The 20,732-nt window shown below is 62.5% G+C and carries 14 protein-coding genes; 13 read left to right on the top strand and 1 reads right to left on the bottom strand.

Annotated features, from left to right (window positions below; genetic code table 11):
- Positions 1-19 precede the first annotated feature (19 nt).
- Positions 20-1,285, top strand: coding sequence for a malic enzyme-like NAD(P)-binding protein (locus F3089_RS08410; protein ID WP_151440402.1), 1,266 nt, complete (start codon positions 20-22; stop codon positions 1,283-1,285).
- An 85-nt stretch (positions 1,286-1,370) separates the two neighbouring features.
- Here the strand turns inward: F3089_RS08410 and F3089_RS08405 are convergent, their stop codons facing one another.
- The gene (locus tag F3089_RS08405) at positions 1,371-3,863 is read right to left on the bottom strand and encodes a penicillin-binding protein 1A (RefSeq protein ID WP_151440401.1); all 2,493 of its coding nucleotides are present in this window, start codon (positions 3,861-3,863) and stop codon (positions 1,371-1,373) included.
- 151 nt (positions 3,864-4,014) lie between these two features.
- Here F3089_RS08405 and F3089_RS08400 point away from each other — a divergent pair, with 151 nt between their 5' ends.
- The 12 genes from F3089_RS08400 to radA all read left to right on the top strand — a co-directional run bounded on the left by F3089_RS08400 (position 4,015) and on the right by radA (position 20,708).
- Entirely contained in the window at positions 4,015-5,079 is a 1,065-nt protein-coding gene (locus tag F3089_RS08400) for a pilus assembly protein PilM (protein WP_151440400.1), read from the top strand.
- Positions 5,079-5,654: a PilN domain-containing protein gene (locus tag F3089_RS08395; RefSeq protein ID WP_151440399.1), complete on the top strand. Its 576-nt coding sequence runs from the start codon at positions 5,079-5,081 to the stop codon at positions 5,652-5,654. The genes F3089_RS08400 and F3089_RS08395 overlap by 1 nt, the downstream gene beginning before the upstream one ends.
- On the top strand, positions 5,651-6,265 hold the full coding sequence (locus tag F3089_RS08390) for a type IV pilus inner membrane component PilO (RefSeq protein WP_151440398.1): 615 nt from the start codon (positions 5,651-5,653) through the stop codon (positions 6,263-6,265). The genes F3089_RS08395 and F3089_RS08390 overlap by 4 nt, the downstream gene beginning before the upstream one ends.
- The gene (locus F3089_RS08385; protein WP_151440397.1) at positions 6,262-6,816 is read left to right on the top strand and encodes a pilus assembly protein PilP; all 555 of its coding nucleotides are present in this window, start codon (positions 6,262-6,264) and stop codon (positions 6,814-6,816) included. Before F3089_RS08390 ends, F3089_RS08385 begins: the two co-directional genes overlap by 4 nt.
- Before the next feature lie 59 nt (positions 6,817-6,875).
- Entirely contained in the window at positions 6,876-8,966 is a 2,091-nt protein-coding gene (locus tag F3089_RS08380; RefSeq protein WP_151440396.1) for a type IV pilus secretin PilQ, read from the top strand.
- A 104-nt stretch (positions 8,967-9,070) separates the two neighbouring features.
- Complete coding sequence (gene aroK / locus F3089_RS08375; RefSeq protein ID WP_151440395.1) at positions 9,071-9,628, top strand: shikimate kinase AroK; 558 nt, start codon at positions 9,071-9,073, stop codon at positions 9,626-9,628.
- Entirely contained in the window at positions 9,597-10,694 is a 1,098-nt protein-coding gene (aroB, locus tag F3089_RS08370) for a 3-dehydroquinate synthase (RefSeq protein WP_151440394.1), read from the top strand. The genes aroK and aroB overlap by 32 nt, the downstream gene beginning before the upstream one ends.
- Positions 10,695-10,697: 3 nt before the next feature.
- Entirely contained in the window at positions 10,698-12,146 is a 1,449-nt protein-coding gene (locus F3089_RS08365) for an SPOR domain-containing protein (protein WP_151440393.1), read from the top strand.
- 173 nt (positions 12,147-12,319) lie between these two features.
- A complete protein-coding gene (gltB, locus tag F3089_RS08360; RefSeq protein ID WP_151440392.1) occupies positions 12,320-16,771 on the top strand; it encodes a glutamate synthase large subunit in 4,452 nt (1,483 codons plus the stop codon).
- A 48-nt stretch (positions 16,772-16,819) separates the two neighbouring features.
- Complete coding sequence (locus F3089_RS08355) at positions 16,820-18,238, top strand: glutamate synthase small subunit GltD family protein (RefSeq protein WP_095618139.1); 1,419 nt, start codon at positions 16,820-16,822, stop codon at positions 18,236-18,238.
- The gene (hemE, locus tag F3089_RS08350; RefSeq protein ID WP_151440391.1) at positions 18,238-19,293 is read left to right on the top strand and encodes a uroporphyrinogen decarboxylase; all 1,056 of its coding nucleotides are present in this window, start codon (positions 18,238-18,240) and stop codon (positions 19,291-19,293) included. Before F3089_RS08355 ends, hemE begins: the two co-directional genes overlap by 1 nt.
- A gap of 20 nt (positions 19,294-19,313) precedes the next feature.
- Positions 19,314-20,708: a DNA repair protein RadA gene (gene radA, locus F3089_RS08345; protein WP_151440390.1), complete on the top strand. Its 1,395-nt coding sequence runs from the start codon at positions 19,314-19,316 to the stop codon at positions 20,706-20,708.
- Positions 20,709-20,732 lie beyond the last annotated feature (24 nt).

Genomic DNA, 20,732 nt, shown 5'->3' with positions numbered 1-20,732 from the left:
CAGAAACGGAAGATTGGCAATGTCTGAAGATATGAAGCAAGCAGCGCTCGATTACCACGCCAAGCCGCGCCCCGGCAAAATAAGCGTGGAAATCACCAAGCCGACCCAGACCTCGCGGGATCTGTCCCTGGCGTACAGCCCGGGCGTGGCGGAGCCGGTGCGCGAGATTGCGAAGGATCACGAGAACGCCTACCTCTACACCACCAAAGGCAACCTGGTGGCCGTCATCTCCGATGGCAGTGCCATTCTTGGCCTGGGCAACCTCGGCGCGCTGCCGAGCAAGCCGGTTATGGAAGGTAAAGGGGTGCTGTTCAAGCGGTTCGCCGGCATTGATGTGTTCGACATCGAGGTGAACTCCGAAAGCCCGCAGGCGTTCATCGAAACGGTGGCGCGTATTGCGGATACTTTCGGTGGTATCAACCTTGAGGACATCAAGGCGCCGGAATGCTTCGAAATTGAGCGCGCGCTGATTGACCAGTGTAACGTGCCGATCTTCCACGACGACCAGCACGGTACGGCCATTGTGACCGCCGCCGGCATGCTCAATGCGCTGGAGCTCCAGGGCAAGACGCTGGAAGAGGCGCGCATTGTCTGCATGGGCGCCGGCGCGGCGGCCGTTGCCTGCATGAAGATCCTGATCAGCTGTGGGGCCCGCCCCGAGAACATCATGCTGCTCGACAGCAAGGGTGTGGTGCACTCCGGCCGTGAGGATCTCAATCAGTACAAAGCCATGTTTGCGGTTGAGACTGATCGCCGTACACCGGCGGACGCCCTGGAGGGGGCCGACGTATTCGTTGGTCTCTCGGGACCGGACCTGCTGACGCCTGAGATGCTCAAGTCCATGGCGCCGAACCCGATCGTGTTCGCCTGTTCCAACCCGGATCCGGAGATCAAGCCGGAGCTGGCGCTGGAGACCCGTGATGACATCATCATGGCGACAGGTCGTTCCGATTACCCGAACCAGGTGAACAACGTGCTGGGTTTCCCATTCATCTTCCGTGGCGCACTGGACGTTCGTGCCAGTGAGATCAATGAGGAGATGAAGGTCGCGGCAGTCCACGCCATCCGCGAGCTGGCCAAGGAATCCGTTCCGTCCAGTATCGCCCAGGCTTATGGTGTGGGCGGATTCCAGTTCGGCAGGGAGTACATCATTCCCAAGCCCATGGATCCGCGTCTGCTGGAGTTTGTTCCGGCAGCAGTGGCTAAGGCTGCGGTGGACAGCGGCGTGGCCGGCAAGAAGTATCCGGATCATTACCCGCTCAAGTCCATGGAAGACATCATCTGAACCCTGACGCCTGTTCAGGGTAAGGATGAAAAAGCCCCGGTCAGTCATGGCCGGGGCTTTTTTGTGGTTAGTTGTCGCCGCTGCCTCAGAACAGCTGCTGTGCCGGTGTGGATTCTCCGTTCTCCCCGCGTCCGTTCTCATCACGGCTTCCCGAATCACCGGGGGATGCCGGCTCCGGGGCATAGCGCGATCGGAAGATCTCGAACCTGGCATCGGGGTTGTCCGTGCTGGCGCTCTCGCCGGTATCAGGGTCAATGCGGCGTGAGACGATGCCGGCAGGGCGTTCCATGAGCTTCTCGGGCATCCCCTGGAGTGCGACCTCCATATAGTCTTTCCATATGGGCAGCGCTGTCACGCTGCCGAACTCGCGCCGGCCCAGGGAGCGGGGCTGATCAAAGCCCACCCAGGTGCCGGTTGCTATGCCCGTGTTGAAGCCCATAAACCAGGTGTCGAGCTGGTTGTTGGTTGTCCCCGTTTTGCCCGCCAGATCCTCTCGCCCGAGCGAGCGCGCAGCACGCCCGGTGCCTCTCTCGATCACATCACGCATCATGGACTGGAGGATGTAGATCGCCTCTTCATCGGCGACCCGCTCCATGGTGTGGACGGGGCGGACCGGATCCGTATCCCTGTTGCTCCCGCTATTCCTGTCGAGATCGGGGAGCGTCGCATCCAGAACCTCCGGGTCCTTGCTGCAGTCGTTACACTGGTGCGTTTCCGGCGCTTCGCGGAGCACTTTGCCCTCTGGACCCACGATGCGCTCAACAACCCAGGGTGTTACCTCGTAACCGCCGTTGGCGATCATGGCATAGGCGCGCGTCATCTCCATGGGGGTCATGGCCCCGCTTCCCAGGGCCAGCGACAGGTCACTCGGGAGCCGGCTGGTGTCCAGTCCCAGGCTGTCGATGTAGTTCAGTGTGCGCTGGATACCGGTCTGGCGCAGCAGTCGGATGGCGACCAGGTTGCGGCTCTGGTACAGCGCCTGGCGCAGGGTAGTCGGGCCCCGGAACTGGCCGCCGGCGTTCTGCGGGCGCCAGGCGGTCTCCAGGTCCTCGTCATCAAAGACGATGGGGGCGTCGTTGATGGTGGTGGCGGCTGTCGCGCCGTGCTCCAGGGCCGCAAGGAAGATCAGGGGCTTGAAGGCGGAGCCGGGCTGCCGGTAGGCCTGTGTGGCCCGGTTGTAGGAGCTCATGCTGAAGCTGTAGCCGCCGCTCAGCGCCTCAATACGACCGTCATCAGGTGACATGGAGACAATGGCGCCCTGGATTTCGGGAATCTGCATCAGTTCGGCTGTCAGCGTATCCTGCTCACTCTCGGGGCGCAGGACATCCTGAACGGGAATCCGCACATAGACGACATCCCCAACGGATACCACATCCTGGGGTGACTCCGGTTCCGGCCCGGTGCGGTTCTCATTGATGTACTCCCGGGCCCAGCGCATGTGGCGCATCGGGATGGTGACGCTGTCATGCAGGGCTGTCACGGCAGTGGCGGCGTTGTCGTTCAACCCCACGATGGCGGCGGGGACGAGATCGTTTACCCGGGGCAGGTCCTCCAGGCGCTTGCTCAGTGCGTCACGGTCATTGAGCATTTCCGGCGCCCACTGGTCGACCGGGCCGCGATAGCCGTGTCGGCGATCATAGGCTTCCAGGCCCTGGCGGAGTGCGCGCGTGGCGGCCTGCTGCCTTGCGCTGTGCACGCTGGTGTGGATCTCATAGCCTTCACTGTAGATCTGTTGGCCAAACTGGCGCAGGGCTTCCCGACGGGCCATTTCGGCCACATAGGGCGCGTTCAGTGCGAGTTCAGGGCCATGGTAGCGTGCGCTGACACCTTTGCTGGTTGCCTTGCGGTATTCATCGTCACTGATGTAGCCCAGTGAGGCCATGCGCGAGAGGATCCAGTCCCGCCGCTCAAGGGCCCGCTCCGGGTCGGCCAGCGGGTTCGCGGTGGACGGCGCCTTGGGCAGCCCTGCAATCATGGCCATCTGGGCGAGGTTGAGGTCGGTGATGGGTTTGCCATAGTAGACCTGTGCTGCGGCCTCAATGCCGTAGGAGCGGTTGCCGAGGTAGATCTTGTTAACGTAGAGCTCAAGAATCTCGTCCTTGGAAAGCTCGCGTTCGATCTGCAGGGCCAGAAGGATCTCGTTGAACTTGCGGAGAAACGTTTGATCTCGTGACAGAAAGAAATTTTTTGCAACCTGCATGGTGATGGTGCTGCCCCCGGACTGGATGGAGCCGGTTATGGCAAGCTCCCAGGTGGCGCGGATAAGTCCCCGCAGATCAACACCATGGTGCTCGTGGAAGCGGCTGTCCTCGGCGGCCAGGAATGCCTGGATCTGGTGCCCAGGTACAGCTTCCAGATCCCGTGGCGTTCTTCTCATTTCGCCGAATTCGGCTATCAGTTTGCTGTCACGTGTATACACTTTCAGAGGCGTCTGAAAGTTCACGTCCCGCAGCTGGTCCACGGACGGCAGGCCAGGCTGGAGGTACAGGTAGAAGGCGGCCAGTACCATGGCGGCACCGGCGCCACCGGCAAGAAAAAGCCAACTGAGGATACGGATGTAACGGAGTGTGCGGGACATTTTCTCTGACAATTTTGGACTATGCGTCTATCATTTCATAAATTGCTTCAGGAGGCACCGGAAGCCGTAAGGGGTCTGCAAGGATATCCCGAAAGCAGAATCCCTGAAACAGGCAACCGTTGCGATCCATACAGAATACTGGGGTGAGCACGTGTTCGGACTGCTTGGAAAGAAAGCGAACAGCATGCTCGGGGTCGATATCAGCTCAAGCTCCGTCAAGCTGCTGGAACTGTCAAAACAGGGTGATCGATACCGCGTTGAGAGCTACGCGGTTGAGCCCCTGCCACCGAATTCGGTGGTCGAGAAGAGCATCAACGATGTGGAAGCGGTGGGCGATGTGGTCCGCAAGGTGGTGGGCAGAGCGCGCACCGGCCTGAAGCACGCGGCCGTGGCCGTTTCCGGATCCGCGGTGATCACCAAGACCATCCAGATGCCGGCGGGACTCAACGACTTCGAGATGGAGGACGAGATCGCCAACGAGGCGGATCAGTACATCCCCTATCCACTGGACGAGGTGGCCATTGATTTCGAGGTCCAGGGGCCGTCCGAGGTCAATCCGGACCAGGTCGATGTGCTTCTGGCCGCCTGCCGTAAGGAGAACGTCGATGTGCGCGAGGAGGCCCTTCAGATCGGTGGCCTGAGCACGAAGGTCGTGGACGTTGAGGCCTATGCGCTCGAGCGCGCCTTCGGCATGCTCGAGTCCCAGCTCGAGCGTGACGCCGAGGAGCAGGTGGTGGCGCTGGTGGACATCGGTGCCACGATGATGACGCTGAGCGTGCTGGTGGATGGCGAGACCATCTACACCCGGGAACAGCTCTTTGGCGGTAAGCAGCTGACCGAGGAGATCCAGCGGCGTTACGGGCTCAGCCAGGAAGAGGCCGGTCTGGCCAAGAAACAGGGGGGGCTTCCGGACGATTACGAGAGTGAAGTGCTCGAACCCTTCAAGGAAGCGGTGGTCCAGCAGGTGGCCCGGGCCCTGCAGTTCTTCTTCGGGTCGAGCCAGTACAATACCGTTGACTATGTTCTGCTCGCGGGCGGCACCGCATCCATAGCGGGGCTGTCCGAGCAGGTGGAAGAAAAGACCGGAACCGCTACGCTGGTGGCAAATCCCTTCGCCGACATGGCGGTGGGATCCAAGGTGCATGCCGCGGGGTTGAGTAATGATGCCCCCTCCTTGATGATCGCCTGCGGCCTGGCGATGAGGAGTTTTGACTGATGGCCCGTATCAACCTCAGACCCTGGCGTGAAGAACTCCGCGCCGAGAAACAACGCCAGTTCCTGGTCATGCTCGCCGGTGCCCTGATTGTCGGCGCCGGCCTGGTATTCCTGTGGCAGAGCCATGTGCAGGGCCTGATCGATCATCAGGAATCCCGTAACAGCTACATTGAGAATGCCATGAAGGACCTTGAGGAGCAGATCGCCGAGATCGAGGACCTCAAGGAACGCCGCGAGGAGCTGCTGTCGCGTATGCAGGTGATCCAGGATCTCCAGGGGCAGCGCCCTGTGATCGTGCGTGCCTTCGATGAGATGGTTCAGACGCTTCCTGACGGTCTGTTCTACACTCAGCTGGAGAAAAGTGGCGATCAGGTCTCCATCGTCGGGATGGCCGAGTCCAACAGCCGGATATCGAGCCTGATGCGCAACTTCGAGCGTTCGGACTGGTTTGCCGAGCCCAACCTGACGAATGTCTCCGCCGCGGATGACCAGCGGTCCGGTTACAGCCGGTTCAACCTGAGCGTTCAGCAGGTGGTGCCGGATGAAGACGAAGCGGAATCGGAGCAGGAACAGTGAACTGGCAGGATACGTTCGACAACATAAAGAATTTTGATGTCAGCGAGCTGGACTTCAACAATGCCGGCATCTGGCCGATGCCGGTCAAGGTTGTGTTCCTGCTCCTGGTATTCGGTCTCGTTCTCGGCGGCGGCTACTGGTTCTTCGTAAAGGACCTGTACACCGAGGTGGAGCGCGCCGCAGAGCAGGAGCAGGAGCTGCGCCAGGAATACGAGCGCAAGGCCTATCGCGTGGCGAACCTGGATCGCTACCGCCAACAGATGGTGGAAATGGAGGAGACCTTCGGCGCCCTGGTGCGTCAGCTTCCCAGCGATACCGAAGTGCCCGGGCTTCTGGAGGACATCACGAACACCGCACTGGGCAGTGGCCTGGATCTGCAGGAGTTCGCCCTTCAGGACGAGGTTGAGCAGGACTTCTATGTGGAGCTGCCGATCAACATCCGGGTGCGGGGTACCTATCACGAACTGGCAACATTCGTGAGCAGCGTCGCCGGACTTCCGCGGATCGTGACCCTGCATGACTTCTCGATCAGCCGCTCTGACGGCAATGACGAGCTGCGCATGCAGATGGTGGCCAAGACGTACCGGTACCGGGCAGGAGGCGAACAATGAGAGTAACCGCAGTCGCCCGATACCTGGTGATCGCGGGCCTGAGTCTGGTGCTCGTGGCCTGCTCGCGGGATCAGGGCTATCAGGACCTGGACGAATTCATGAAAAAAGCCCGTAACGAACCCCAGGGGAAAGTAGAGCCCCTGCCGGAGTTCAAGGCTTACGAGGCGTTCACCTATGCAGCCTCCGATCGCCGCTCACCTTTTGAGCCGCCGGCTGAAGTGGTGCTGTCGGATCAGGAGGATGAAGAGGATGAGCCGGAATCCGAGATCAAGCCGAATGAGAATCGGCCGACCGAGCCGCTGGAGCGCTTCGAAATGAGTGATCTGGCAATGGTGGGCTCCCTGCAGCGGTCCGAGGAAGGGCGGCTCTACGCCCTGGTCCAGGATCCCGAAGGGGGCATACACAGGGTCACAGTGGGTGACTATATGGGGCAGAACCATGGACGCGTGCAGCGGGTAACCGAAACGCGCATCCAGCTGCGGGAAATTGTCGGTGACGGCAGCGGCGGTTGGGTCAAGCGGCCCCGGACCCTGTCGCTGGAACAAGAGTGAGCCGGGGTGCTGTCATGCAGATCACAACACGGAATCAGAAAAACCGCCTGAGGCACGCAATGCTGAAACAAATCGAGAAACTGCTGGTGATTGGTGCACTGGCGCTCACGTCCGCGGGAGCCGGGGCCCTGACACTGGAGAATGTGGACTTTTCCTCGCTGTCAGGCGATCGAACCGAGATCGTCCTGGGCTTTGATGGGGAACCGCCGGAAGCCTCTGGCTACACCATCCAGGATCCGGCACGTATCACGCTGGATCTTGATGGTGTCAGCAGCGACCTCGAGCAGCGCTATCACGATCTTGGTGATGGCAATGCACAGAGCATGACGGTTGTTGAGGCGGAAGATCGTACCCGGCTGGTACTCAACCTCACACGCCTGGTGCCCCATGAGGTGCAGCGTGATGGCAGCCGTATGGTTGTGACTGTGGGTGCGGATGCAAACCGGAGGGCCGGGACATCCAATGATTCAGACGGTGACGACGCTGGCGACAGTGAGGTCTCGGGCAGCGGCACCCAGGCGGTGGCTGGGGCCCCCATGGCGCCAGCATCGGATGCCTCGCTGGAAGGCGTGGACTTCAATCGCACCTCGGACGACAAGGGCGAGGTGGTACTGGATCTGTCCAGTTCGAGGGTCTCCGTGGACATGGATGAGCAGGCGGGCAAGATCCGGCTTGATCTCGGGCAGGTGGCTCTGCCGGAGCGTCTGCGCCGCCGTCTCGATGTGACCGATTTCGGAACGCCCGTGGAGCGTATTGATACCTTCACCGAGGATGGGCGCACACTGGTGGAGGTGACCGCTTCCGGCACCTATGACTACGCGGCCTACCAGACGGATGACCGCTTCACTCTCAGCGTGGAGAAGTTGACCGAGCAGGAGGCGGAGCAGCGCCAGGAAGAGCGCTTCCCCTACGATGGCGAGAAGCTCTCGCTGAACTTCCAGGACATCGAGGTCCGCTCCGTGCTGCAGCTGATCGCCGACTTCACCGGCCTCAACCTGGTGGCGTCGGACACGGTTACGGGCTCGATCACGCTGCGGCTTGAGAACGTGCCGTGGGACCAGGCGCTGGATATCATTCTCCAGACGAAAGGGCTCGATAAGCGTCGGATGGGGAACGTCCTGCTGGTCGCCCCAGCCCAGGAGATCGCGGAGTATGAGCGCCAGGAGCTGGAAACCGAGCGCCAGATGGAGGAGCTCCGGCCTGTGCGCCTTGAGACCATCCAGGTGAACTACGCCAAGGCTGGCGACATCGTCTCCCTGCTGCGCGAGGACGACGAACTGATCTCGGATCGCGGGTTCATCTCCTCCGATGACCGGACCAACACCATCAGTGTGCGTGAGACAGCGCCCACGCTGAAAGAGATCCGCGATCTGGTTGAGACCTGGGATCGCCCGGTGCGTCAGGTGCTGATTGAGGCGCGGATTGTGCAGGCCGATGTGGACGTCTCCAGCGACATGGGGATCGCCTGGGGTGTGAGCGGCAACGAGGGCAACTTCTCGATTGGCGGGAGCAGTGACTCGTTATCCGATGCGGCGGGTGGTAACTTTGGGGCTGGCGATTTCCCGGCGGACATGAACGTCGATCTTGGTGTGAGCGGTACCGGCACCAGCTCTGCAGCGATTGGCTTTACCAGCAGTGATTTTCTGCTGGACCTTGAGCTGTCCGCCCTGGAGTCTGACGGTCAGCTTGAGATCGTGTCCCAGCCCAAGGTTGTGACAGCCGACCGTCAGGAAGCGAGCATCAAGTCCGGCGAGGAGATCCCCTATCAGGAGGCGACGTCCTCGGGGGCGACGAATGTGTCGTTCAAGGAAGCGGCACTGGGACTTAACGTGACACCACAGATCACCCCGGATGACAACATCATCATGGACCTGGAGGTGAATCAGGACTCCCGTGGTCAGGTGACGGCAGGGGTTCCGAGCATCAACACCAGATCCGTCCAGACACAGGTGCTGGTGGGAGATGGTGAGACCGTGGTGCTTGGGGGGATCTATGAGTCCGAGGTCTCGAAGAATGTTGTGAAAACACCATTCCTTGGCGATATCCCCTACCTCGGCGCGCTGTTCCGGCAAACCACTGAGCAGGATACGAGAACGGAGCTGCTGATCTTCGTGACACCACGGATCATGGAAAGCAATGTGCTCGACTGACCGCCGGAACACCACCGGGTCATGGAAAAGCCACCTGCGGGTGGCTTTTCTTTTGTGGTAGTCTCAGGCACTGAACTGGAGAGCGGGTGCTCGGATCCTCTGCTATGGCGCTGCCGGAAAGAATCATCCTCGTTGGACCCATGGGGGCGGGCAAGAGCACCGTCGGCCGTCAGCTCGCCCGCGCACTCGGCTACCGTTTCCTTGATACCGACCGGGAACTGGAGGCGCGTACCGGTGCGGACATCCCCTGGATCTTCGACATGGAAGGGGAATCCGGATTCCGGGACCGGGAAAGCCGGGTGATTGATGAGCTTCTCAATGAATCTGGTATTGTGCTGGCAACAGGCGGCGGTGCCGTGCTGCGGCCGGAGAACCGGCAGCGGATGACGGATGGTTATGTGATCTATCTGCGTGTCACGCCGGATCTCCAGTACGAGCGGACGCGTATGGACCGCAACCGGCCACTGCTGCAGAACCCTGACCCGCGGGCGGTGCTGGAACGGCTGTTCGAGGAACGGGATCCGCTCTACCAGGAGATTGCGGACCTGACCGTCGAAAGCAGTCAGCGCGGTCCCCGTCACCTGGTACGCCACCTCTCGCGGGTTCTCGATGAATCGGAAGGACATGCGCATGCAACCGAAGCAGGATCATCTGAACGTTGAACTGGGAGAGCGCCGCTACCCCATTGTGATCGAGGAAGGCAGCCTTGGACGCATGGATCTCAGTCCATGGGTGACGGGGGAGCAGGTGCTGATCGTCTCGAATGAGACGGTCGCGCCGCTCTATCTGGAACAGGCCCGTGCCAGCTTCCCGGGGTGTCGGGTGGATGAGGTGATCCTGCCGGATGGCGAGCGCTACAAGACCTGGGAGACGCTTAACCGCATCTTTGATGTGCTGATCGACAAACAGCACACGCGCCGGACCACCCTTGTGGCGCTCGGCGGTGGGGTGATCGGCGATATCACCGGTTTTGCCGCCGCCACCTGGCAACGGGGTGTGGACTTCATCCAGATCCCGACCACACTGCTCGCCCAGGTGGATGCTTCCGTTGGTGGCAAGACCGGCATCAACCATCCCCAGGGCAAGAATATGATCGGGGCCTTCCATCAGCCACGCATTGTGGTGGCCGATCCGCTGACGCTGGGCTCTTTGCCGCCCACGGAGATGGCTGCGGGCATGGCCGAGGTCATCAAGTACGGCCTCATCCGGGATGAACACTTCCTTTCCTGGCTTGAGGAGCACATGGATCACCTGATGGCCATGCAGCCGGAGCCACTCAAGGAAGCCATCCGCCGCTCCTGTGAATGCAAGGCCGCCATTGTGGCCGAGGACGAGCGTGAAGCCGGTGTGCGGGCATTGCTCAATCTCGGGCATACCTTCGGTCATGCCATCGAGACACACACCGGCTACAGCGACTGGCTTCATGGTGAGGCGGTAGCCGCTGGCATGATGATGGCCACGGATCTTTCCGAGCGTCTGGGCTACCTGAACTACAACGATTCGGTGCGCGTGCGTCAGCTGCTGATCCGTGCGCGGCTGCCCGTGAACCCGCCGGAGGGAATGTCGCCGGTGCACTTCCGGGCCCTGATGCAGGTGGACAAGAAAAACGTCAGTGGCCGGGTAAGGCTGGTCCTGCTCCGGGCGCTTGGTGATGCCTTCGTGACCGAGGACTTCGACCCCGAGGCCTTCGAGGCCACCCTCAATCACTTCTGTCATCCACTGGACTGAACGATGAGTGAGCAGGTGGGTCAGGGCACGGCGGACCCCTTCGCCGAAAGCCCGGGCTTCTTCTTCACCGGGGCACAGCGCCAGCACCAGCTGGATACCCTGGGGCATCTGGTTGCGTTCGGAGATATGGTGCTTGCTGTCACCGGTGAGCCGGGTGCCGGCAAGAGCCGTCTTCTGGCCGAGCTCGCCCGTAATGCCTCCCACCTCCTTTCCGTCCAGCGGCTGCGTGCGGAAGGCCTCTCGGATGCCTCATCGCTGCCCGGCATGCTCTCGCGCCTCAGCGGTCAGGCACTGGTGGGTATGGCGCCGACAGAAGCGGCCAGGGCCTTCTTTCAGTGGAGTGTCGGGCAGGCTGAGCGGGATCGGCGCTGGGTCCTGGTGCTGGACGATGCGGATGCTCTGGGAGACGACGTCCTTGAGGCACTGGTCGATGGTTTCGCCGCCAGTGACACAGGGCGGGCAGCTGTCCCTGTGCTTGCGGGAACGGAGGGTCTGACCCGCCGTTCCCCTCTGACTGATCCGGCCCGTAGTGCCATTGTTCATGAAGCGGTTCTGCCGCCTCTGCAGGAAGAGGACGTCCGCCACTTCATTCACGCCAGCTTCGATCACGTGGGAGAGGATGCCACGCCGCTGCTAACCGACAGCGTCGTTCGCCGGGTTCAGCAGCAGAGCGGCGGTAACCTCCGCGCCATACGGACGGTGGCGCCAGGGATTCTCAGTGGCCGGGCGGCTCCGGAGCCCAACCCCCGTCATGCTGCCTCGAGCCGGTCGCCGGTCGCTGGGCCGCGCCGGTTTCCGTGGCGCCTCTGGGCCGGTGTTGCGCTTCTGGCGCTCGGGGTCAGCGTTATCCTGGTGTCGCTCCAGTACGGTGGCGGAGGGAATCCGGAACCCGTGACAGAGAAGGAAATGGCCACGGAAGCGGCGTTTGATGAAGTCAAACGCGCCCGCGAGGTTATTGCGGAAACGGAGCAGGCTGGGCAGCCGAAAGGGGTCAGTGAAGGCCGTATCAGGCGTGAGCCGCTTCTGGATGTCGCACCCATCATGGTCCCGGTTCGGGAAACCAGCCCGGAAACCGAACCTGGGCCGGAGCCGGATACGGATTCGGCCGATGCGGAAGCTGTGGCTGACACAGACGGGCAGGGCGGAAAGGAGGGGTTCAGCCCCCGCAACCCTGACCGCTTCCGCGAGGCACAGTGGTATCGGGAACAGGCCAGGGGTGCGTTTACCCTTCAACTTCTGGGTAGTTTCAACGAATCCACTGCCCTAGAATTCATGGAAGAGTACGATGTGGGCGATGCGGTCTATACCCGGACGCGGCATCAGGGTGAGCCATGGTTCATTGTGGTGCATGGCACCTATCCGGATCGGGGGGCAGCCCGCGAGGCCATTGATTCCCTGCCGGAGCGGGTTCGGGCCATGGGTCCCTGGCCACGTGCTTACGAGGATCTATAGGCTTAAAAGCTATAAAAACCTGCCTTGCTATCTTTTTCCAGACTCAATGATTTGAGCGGATTTTCGCGCGCGTGTAGACTACGCAGCCCTTTTGTGAAAACCGAGGGCTTAAAGATGCCTTGAGGTATTGTTTAAGCCTTTGTATTAGAAGAAAATCTCCAAGAGAGACTGCTATGATGACAGGTTTGTACCAGCCCGGTGAATACAGGGATAACTGCGGGTTTGGCCTGATCGCCCACAAGCAGGGTGAGGCCAGCCACAGGCTCCTGAATACGGCCATAGACGCGCTGACCTGCATGACCCACCGTGGCGGTATCGCCGCCGACGGGAAGACAGGGGATGGATGCGGTCTGCTGCTGAACCTTCCGGACGCCTTCCTGCGCAAGGTCGCGAAGCAGGATCTCGGGGCAGACCTGGGGGCTGACTATGGTGTGGGTCAGATCTTTCTGAGCCGTGACCCGGAGCGTGCCGCCCGGGCACGCTCCGTGGTTGAGGAGCGGCTGGCGGGCGAAGGACTGAATGTCGTCGGCTGGCGTACCGTGCCGACCAACACGGAATGCCTGGGGCAGATGGCACTGGATGCGCTGCCCGGCATTGAGCAGGTCTTTGTGACTTCAGGGTCCGTGGACCCGGATCGGCTGGGTGTGGCGCTTTTCGTTGGTCGCCGCCGTGCCGAGATTGACCTTGAGGACGACCCGGAATTCTACGTCTGCAGTCTCTCCAACCGCACGCTGTCCTACAAGGGCCTGATGATGCCGGTGGATCTGCCGACCTTCTACCCGGATCTGGGCGATCCGGACATGGCCACTGCTGTGTGTGTTTTCCACCAGCGCTTTTCCACCAATACCGCGCCCCGGTGGCCCCTGGCCCAGCCATTCCGCCTGCTGGCCCACAATGGGGAGATCAATACCATCGAAGGCAACCGCAACTGGGCGGTTGCACGGGGCTCCAAGTTCAGCAGTCCCAATCTGCCGGATCTGGAAGAGCTGCAGCCGCTGGTTAACCGTACCGGGTCGGACTCCTCCGCGATGGACAACATGCTGGAATTGCTGCTGGCCGGAGGCATGGACATCTTCCGGGCGCTGCGCATGATGGTGCCGCCGGCCTGGCAGAACGTGGACAGCATGGACGCCGGCCTGCGCGCCTTCTACGAATACAACTCCATGCACATGGAGCCCTGGGACGGTCCGGCGGGGATGGTCATGGCGGATGGCCGCTACGCCGTCTGCATGCTCGACCGTAACGGCCTGCGTCCCTCGCGCTGGGTGGAGACCGACGATGGTCTCATCACCGTGGCCTCGGAAATCGGTGTCTGGGACTATGACCCCGCTTCGGTGGTCGCCAAGGGCCGGATCGGGCCCGGGCAGCTGCTTGCCATCGATACCCAGGCCGGTGAGCTGCTGAGGACCGAGGATGTCAACGAGCGCCTCAGGAATGCACGTCCCTACAAGCAGTGGCTGCGCGAGAACGCCCTCAGGGTGGAGTCGACTCTGCTCCACGAGAGTGGTCAGTCCTTTGAGCTCATGGAAGAGGATGATCTCAAGGTCTACCAGAAGATGTTCATGGTCTCCTTTGAGGAGCGTGACCAGGTCCTGCGTCCGCTGGGTGAAAGTGGCCAGGAGGCGGTGGGTTCCATGGGGGATGATACGCCCATGGCGGTGCTCTCCAGCCGGGTCCGCCATGTGGCGGACTACTTCCGCCAGCAGTTCGCCCAGGTGACCAACCCGGCGATCGACCCGCTGCGTGAGTCCATCGTCATGTCCCTGGAGACCTGCATCGGCGCTGAACGCAACGTGTTCGAGGAGACGCCGGAGCATGCCAACCGGATCATCCTCTCCACGCCGGTTCTGTCGCCCGCCAAGTTCGCCCGGCTCGAAGAGAATGACCGGCCCGGTTTTGAGGTCCAGCGTATACGGTTGAGCTATCGTCCGGAGCTGGGGCTGAAGAAGGCCCTGGAAGCCGTGCGCGAGGAGGCCGCCGAGGCCGTGCGCAACGGTAAGGTGCTGCTGATTCTCAGCGACAAGGGGCTCCAGAAGGGCGAGCTGCCGATCAACGCCATGATGGCTACGGGTGCTGTACACCATCACCTGGTGGCCCAGGGCCTGCGCAGTGATGCCAACCTGATCATCGAGACCGGCTGGGCTCGTGACTCCCACCACTTTGCCGTGCTGTTCGGTTTCGGCGCGACCGCCGTCTACCCGTATCTGGCGTACCAGGTGCTCAACGACCTGGTCACCAGCGGTGAGCTGATGATGGACCCCATCGATGCCAAGAACAATTACCGGCGCGGCATCAACAAGGGTCTGATGAAGATCCTCTCCAAGATGGGGATCTCCACCATTGTGTCCTACCGGGGCGCGCAGCTGTTCGAGGCCGTGGGGCTTTCCGATGAGGTGGTGAACCTGTGCTTTAACGGCGTGACCAGCCGCATTCAGGGGGCCACCTTCTACGACTTCCAGCAGGATCAGGAGGTGCTTTCCGATCTGGCCTGGAAGTCGCGCAAGCCGATCCCGCCGGGCGGTTTCCTCAAGTACATGCATGGCCAGGAGTACCATGCCTACAATCCGGACGTGATCCGTACCATTCAGGAAGCGGTCACCACCGGCGATTACGGGCGTTATCAGGAGTATGCCGGGCTGGTGAATAACCGGCCGGTCGCGACGTTGCGTGACCTGATGGTGTTCCGCAAGGACATCCAGCCGGTGTCGCTGGACGAAGTGGAGCCGGCGGACAATCTCTATACCCGGTTCGACACGGCCGCCATGTCCCTGGGCGCGCTGTCGCCCGAGGCGCACGAAGCCCTGGCCGTGGCCATGAACCGCCTGGGAGGGCGCTCCAACTCGGGTGAGGGCGGGGAAGACCCGGCCCGCTACGGCACGGAGAAGCGTTCCAAGATCAAGCAGGTGGCCTCCGGGCGCTTCGGGGTGACTGCCGAGTACCTGCGCGAGGCGGACGTGATGCAGATCAAGGTCGCCCAGGGCGCGAAGCCCGGCGAGGGTGGGCAGCTGCCGGGTGGCAAGGTGAACGAGCTGATCGCACGCCTGCGCTTCGCCGTTCCCGGCGTAACGCTGATCTCGCCGCCGCCGCACCACGACATCTACTCCATCGAGGATCTGGCGCAGCTGATTTTCGATCTCAAGCAGGTCAATCCTAAGGCACTGGTCTCGGTGAAGCTCGTCTCCGAGCCCGGCGTGGGTACAGTGGCTGCGGGTGTGGCCAAGGCCTACGCGGACCTGATCACCATAGCCGGCTATGACGGTGGCACGGCGGCCAGCCCGCTGACCTCCATCCACTATGCCGGATCCCCCTGGGAGCTGGGGTTGAGTGAAGCCCAGCAGGCCCTGCGGGCGAACGACCTGCGCGACAAGGTGCGCCTGCAGACCGACGGCGGCCTCAAGACCGGCCTGGACGTGGTCAAGGGCGCCATTCTGGGGGCGGAGAGCTTCGGTTTCGGTACGCTGCCCATGGTGGCAGTTGGCTGCAAGTACCTCCGGATCTGCCACCTCAACAACTGTGCCACCGGCGTCGCGACCCAGGATGAGCGCCTGCGCTCCGAGCACTTCCAGGGCACGGTGGACATGGTCATGAACCTGTTCCGGTTCATTGCCCAGGAAACCCGGGAATGGATGGCTCTGCTCGGTGTGCGCACCCTTGAGGAGCTGGTGGGCCGTACGGACCTGCTGGAGCTGCTGCCCGGGGAGACCCCGCGCCAGCGCAATCTGGATCTCACACGGATCCTGGACAACAGCCACATCCCGGCGGACAAGCCCCAGCACTGCATGGTCGAGAAGAACACGCCCTTCGATCCGGGTGAGATGGCGGAACGCATGGTGGCTGACATGCTGCCGACCATCCAGGAGAAGCGGGGTGGCACCTTCGAGTACCGCATCACCAACTGTGATCGTTCGATCGCCGCGCGCGTGGCGGGTGAGATCGCGGCTGTGCACGGCAGTCAGGGCATGACGGATGCGCCCATTACCGTCAATCTCACCGGTTCGGCCGGTCAGAGCTTCGGTGTCTGGAACCCGGGCGGTCTGCATCTGAACCTGGAAGGGGATGCCAACGACTACGTGGGCAAGGGGATGACCGGAGGCAGCATCCGCATCCGGCAGCCGGCGACCAGCCGTTTCGAGACCCAGAAGACGGCCATCATCGGTAACACCTGCCTCTATGGTGCAACCGGTGGCTGGCTGTTCGCGGCCGGCATGGCCGGGGAGCGTTTCGGCGTGCGCAACTCCGGCACCCACGCGGTGGTCGAGGGCGCCGGGGATCACTGCTGCGAGTATATGACCGGTGGCCTGATCACGGTCCTGGGCGAGACCGGCCAGAACTTCGGTGCTGGCATGACCGGTGGTTTCGCCTATGTGCTCGATGAGAGCCGGACCTTCGTGGACAAGTACAACCATGAACTGGTGGAGATCCACCGCATCTCCAGCGAGCACATGGAGCCGTACCGGAACCATCTGCGTGGGGTGATCCGCGAACACGTCGAGGCCACGGGAAGTGCCTGGGGCCAGCATATCCTTGAAAACCTGGACGAGTACATCGGCGCCTTCTGGCTGGTCAAGCCCAAAGCCGCCAGTCTCAAGGGGCTGCTCGAAAGCACCCGTGCCCGGCCCGAGTAACGGCGGGCACGCACCCGGTTTTCAGGAATTCTGAGTTGAGGACGATTCATGGCTGAACGACTGAACAACAACTTCCAGTTCATTGAGGTCGGGCGCTGCGACCCGGAGAAGGTGGCGGTGACCACCCGCCGCGAGGAATTCGGCGAGATCTACAAGCCGTTCCGTAAGCAGGAGGCGGCCTCACAGTCCCACCGGTGCCTGCACTGTGGGAACCCTTACTGCGAGTGGAAGTGCCCGGTTCACAACTACATCCCGAACTGGCTGCAGCTGGTGTCCGAAGGCAATATCCTCAAGGCTGCCGAACTGTGCCACCAGACCAACTCGCTGCCCGAGGTCTGTGGCCGTGTCTGCCCCCAGGACCGGCTCTGCGAAGGGGCCTGCACCCTCAATGATGGCTTTGGGGCCGTGACCATCGGCTCCGTGGAGAAATACATCACGGACACCGCTTTCGCCCTGGGCTGGCGCCCGGACCTGTCAAAGGTCGAGTGGACGGACTACCGGGTGGCCGTTATCGGGGCCGGCCCTGCCGGGCTCTCCTGTGCGGACGTGCTGGCGCGTAATGGTGTGAAACCGGTGGTCTATGACCGCTATCCTGAGATCGGGGGCCTCCTGACCTTTGGCATTCCCGAGTTCAAGCTGGAAAAGCACGTGATGCGCACGCGCCGGGAAGTGTTCGAAGGCATGGGTATCGAGTTCCGCCTGGGAGTGGATGTGGGCACGGACGTGGCCATTGAGGACATGCTCAAAGAGTACGATGCTGTCTTCATGGGCATGGGCACCTACACCTATATGAAGGGCGGCTTCCCGGGCGAGGAATTGCCGGGGGTCTATGAAGCCCTGCCATACCTGGTCTCCAACGTGAATCGCCGCCTCGGCTTCGACAGCGAAGACGGGCGCTTCATCAACATGAAGGGCCAGCGCGTGGTCGTGCTCGGGGGTGGCGATACCGCCATGGACTGCAACCGCACCGCCATCCGCCAGCAGGCCGCCAGCGTCACCTGTGCCTATCGGCGTGACGAGGCCAACATGCCGGGGTCGCGCAAGGAGGTCTACAACGCGAAGGAAGAGGGGGTGCAGTTCAAGTTCAACCGCCAGCCCATCGCCATTATCGGCGAAGACCGGGTGGAAGGTGTGAAGGTGGTTCAGACCCAGCTGGGTGATCCGGATGAGAACGGTCGCCGCCGCCCCGAGGCGGTGCCGGGCAGCGAGGAAGTGATTCCCGCGGACGCCGTCCTGGTGGCGTTCGGCTTCCGGCCCAGCCCCTCGGACTGGTTTGACGACCAGAACGTGGAAACCGACGATGGTGGCCGGGTTATGGCTCCGGAAACAAGCCAGTACCCGTACCAGACGTCAAACCCCAAAATCTTTGCCGGCGGCGACATGGTGCGCGGCTCGGACCTGGTCGTTACGGCCGTGGCCGAGGGGCGCAAGGCCGCCGACGGCATCATGGACTATCTGGATATTTAATGACCCCACTCCAAAACGACAGGCTGTTACGCGCCATCGCCGGCGAGCCTGTGGATGCCACCCCGGTCTGGATGATGCGCCAGGCCGGGCGTTACCTGCCTGAATACCGCCGGGTGCGCGAGCAGGCGGGCAGTTTCATGGCCCTGTGCCAGGACGACAGCCTGGCCTGTGAGGTCACTCTCCAGCCGCTTGAGCGCTTCGATCTGGACGCGGCCATCCTCTTCTCCGACATCCTCACCATTCCGGATGCCATGGACCTGGGACTGCACTTCGTCACCGGCGAGGGCCCGCGCTTCCGTAAGACCGTCACGACGGCCGAGGATGTGGCGGCACTGCCAGAGCTGAATGCGGAGCGCGACCTGGGTTACGTGATGAACGCGGTATCCACGATCCGCCGCGAGCTCAACGGCCGCGTTCCGCTGATCGGTTTTGCCGGCAGCCCCTGGACGCTGGCCACCTATATGGTGGAAGGCGGTTCCAGCAAGGATTTCCGGGGCATCAAGCGGCTGATGATGGAAAGCCCGGAGGTCCTGCATGGGCTGCTGGGCAAGCTGGCGGATGCGGTGACCGACTATCTCAACGCCCAGATCCGGGCCGGCGCCCAGGTGGTGCAGATCTTTGACACTTGGGGCGGGGCGCTCAGCCCCCAGGCGTACCGGGCATTCTCGCTGGATTACATGCAGCGCATTATTGATGGCCTGATCCGTGAAAACGATGGCCGTCAGGTGCCCGTGATTGTCTTCACCAAGAATGGCGGTCAATGGCTCGAGACCATGGCCGGCTGTGGCGCGGACTGCCTGGGGCTGGACTGGACGACCCACATCGGCGAAGCCCGGCAGCGTGTGGGTGATCAGGTCGCTCTGCAGGGCAACCTGGATCCCTCCACGCTGTACGCGCCCGATGATGTGATCCGCAGCGAGGTGGAGCGGATCCTGGGTGAATACGGCACCGGTCCCGGTCATGTCTTCAATCTGGGGCACGGTGTGCACCTGGATGTGGACCCGGACAAGGCAAAGGTCATGGTCGACGCAGTGCATGAGTTCAGCGCCCGCTGAATGCCACGGAGGCGGCAGGGATGAGTAAGCGCAGCAAGGCCCGTACCGCCTACGTCTGCGGTGACTGCGGCGCCGAATACAGCAAGTGGCAGGGCCAGTGTGGCGCCTGCGGTGCCTGGAACACCCTCTCGGAAGTCCGCCTCGGGGGCGATACTGCCGGGGAGGCACGTGAGAGCCGATTTGCCGGCTATACCGGCCAGCGCGCCGCGATCCAGTCCCTTGACGACATCGATCTCACCGAGGAGCCGCGCATTCCAACCGGTATCACCGAGTTCGACCGCGTGCTCGGTGGCGGACTTGTAGCCGGTTCCGCCGTGCTTCTGGGCGGTCATCCCGGGGCCGGCAAGAGCACACTCCTGCTCCAGGTGCTGTGCGAACTGGCCCGCTCCCAGTCTGTTCTCTACGTCACCGGCGAGGAGTCCCTGCAGCAGGTGGCACTGCGTGCCAAGCGTCTGGAGCTGAGTGCCAGCGGCGTGCGCATGCTGTCGGAAACCGGTGTGGAGCGCATGCTGGAGGTGGCCGGCGAAGAAAAGCCGACGATCATGGTGGTCGACAGCATCCAGGTGATGCACGTTGCGGACGTGGAGTCCGCGCCCGGTTCCGTTTCCCAGGTGCGCGAGAGCGCGGCCACGCTGACCCGTTTTGCCAAGCAGAGCGGCGTGGTGCTCTTCCTCGTGGGGCACGTGACCAAGGACGGTGGACTGGCTGGCCCCAAGGTCCTGGAGCACATGATTGATGCTTCACTGATGCTGGAGGGCGACAGCGACAGCCGTTACCGCACCCTGCGGGGCATCAAGAACCGCTTCGGTGCCGTGAACGAGCTGGGCGTTTTCGCCATGCTGGAGCAGGGACTGCGCGAGGTGCGCAACCCCAGCGCGATCTTCCTGAACCGGGGTTCGGAGGCGGCCCCCGGCAGTGTGGTGATGGTGGTCTGGGAGGGCACGCGCCCGCTCCTTGTGGAGATCCAGGCCCTGGTGGACGACAGCCAGGGGGGCTACCCCCGCCGCGTGGCGGTGGGGCTGGACCAGAACCGGCTGGCCATGCTGCTGGCGGTGCTGCATCGTCATGGCGGCCTCCACTGCGGCGACCAGGATGTCTTCGTGAATGTGGTCGGTGGCGTCAAGGTAGCCGAGACCACGGCTGACCTGGCGTTGCTCTCCGCTATCATTTCCTCTTTCCGGGACCGGCCCCTGCCCAGGGACCTGGTCATCTTCGGCGAAGTGGGCCTCTCCGGTGAGATCCGGCCTGTTCCCAGCGGCCAGGAACGCATTCTGGAGGCGGCCAAGCACGGCTTCGGCAAGGCGCTGGTGCCTTCGGCCAATGTGCCGAAACGCCCGCCCGAAGGCATGCAGGTGACTGGCGTGAACCGGCTCTCCGAGGTGCTTGACGCCCTGAATGGTTTCTTTCCCCACTGACGCCTGCGGGAACGGACGCTATAG

This window comes from Halospina sp. K52047b (assembly GCF_008709855.1).
GTDB lineage: Bacteria > Pseudomonadota > Gammaproteobacteria > Pseudomonadales > Oleiphilaceae > Halospina > Halospina utahensis_B.
Note: the sequence above shows the minus strand (reverse complement) of the source record. Positions and strands in the feature narration are given on the sequence as shown.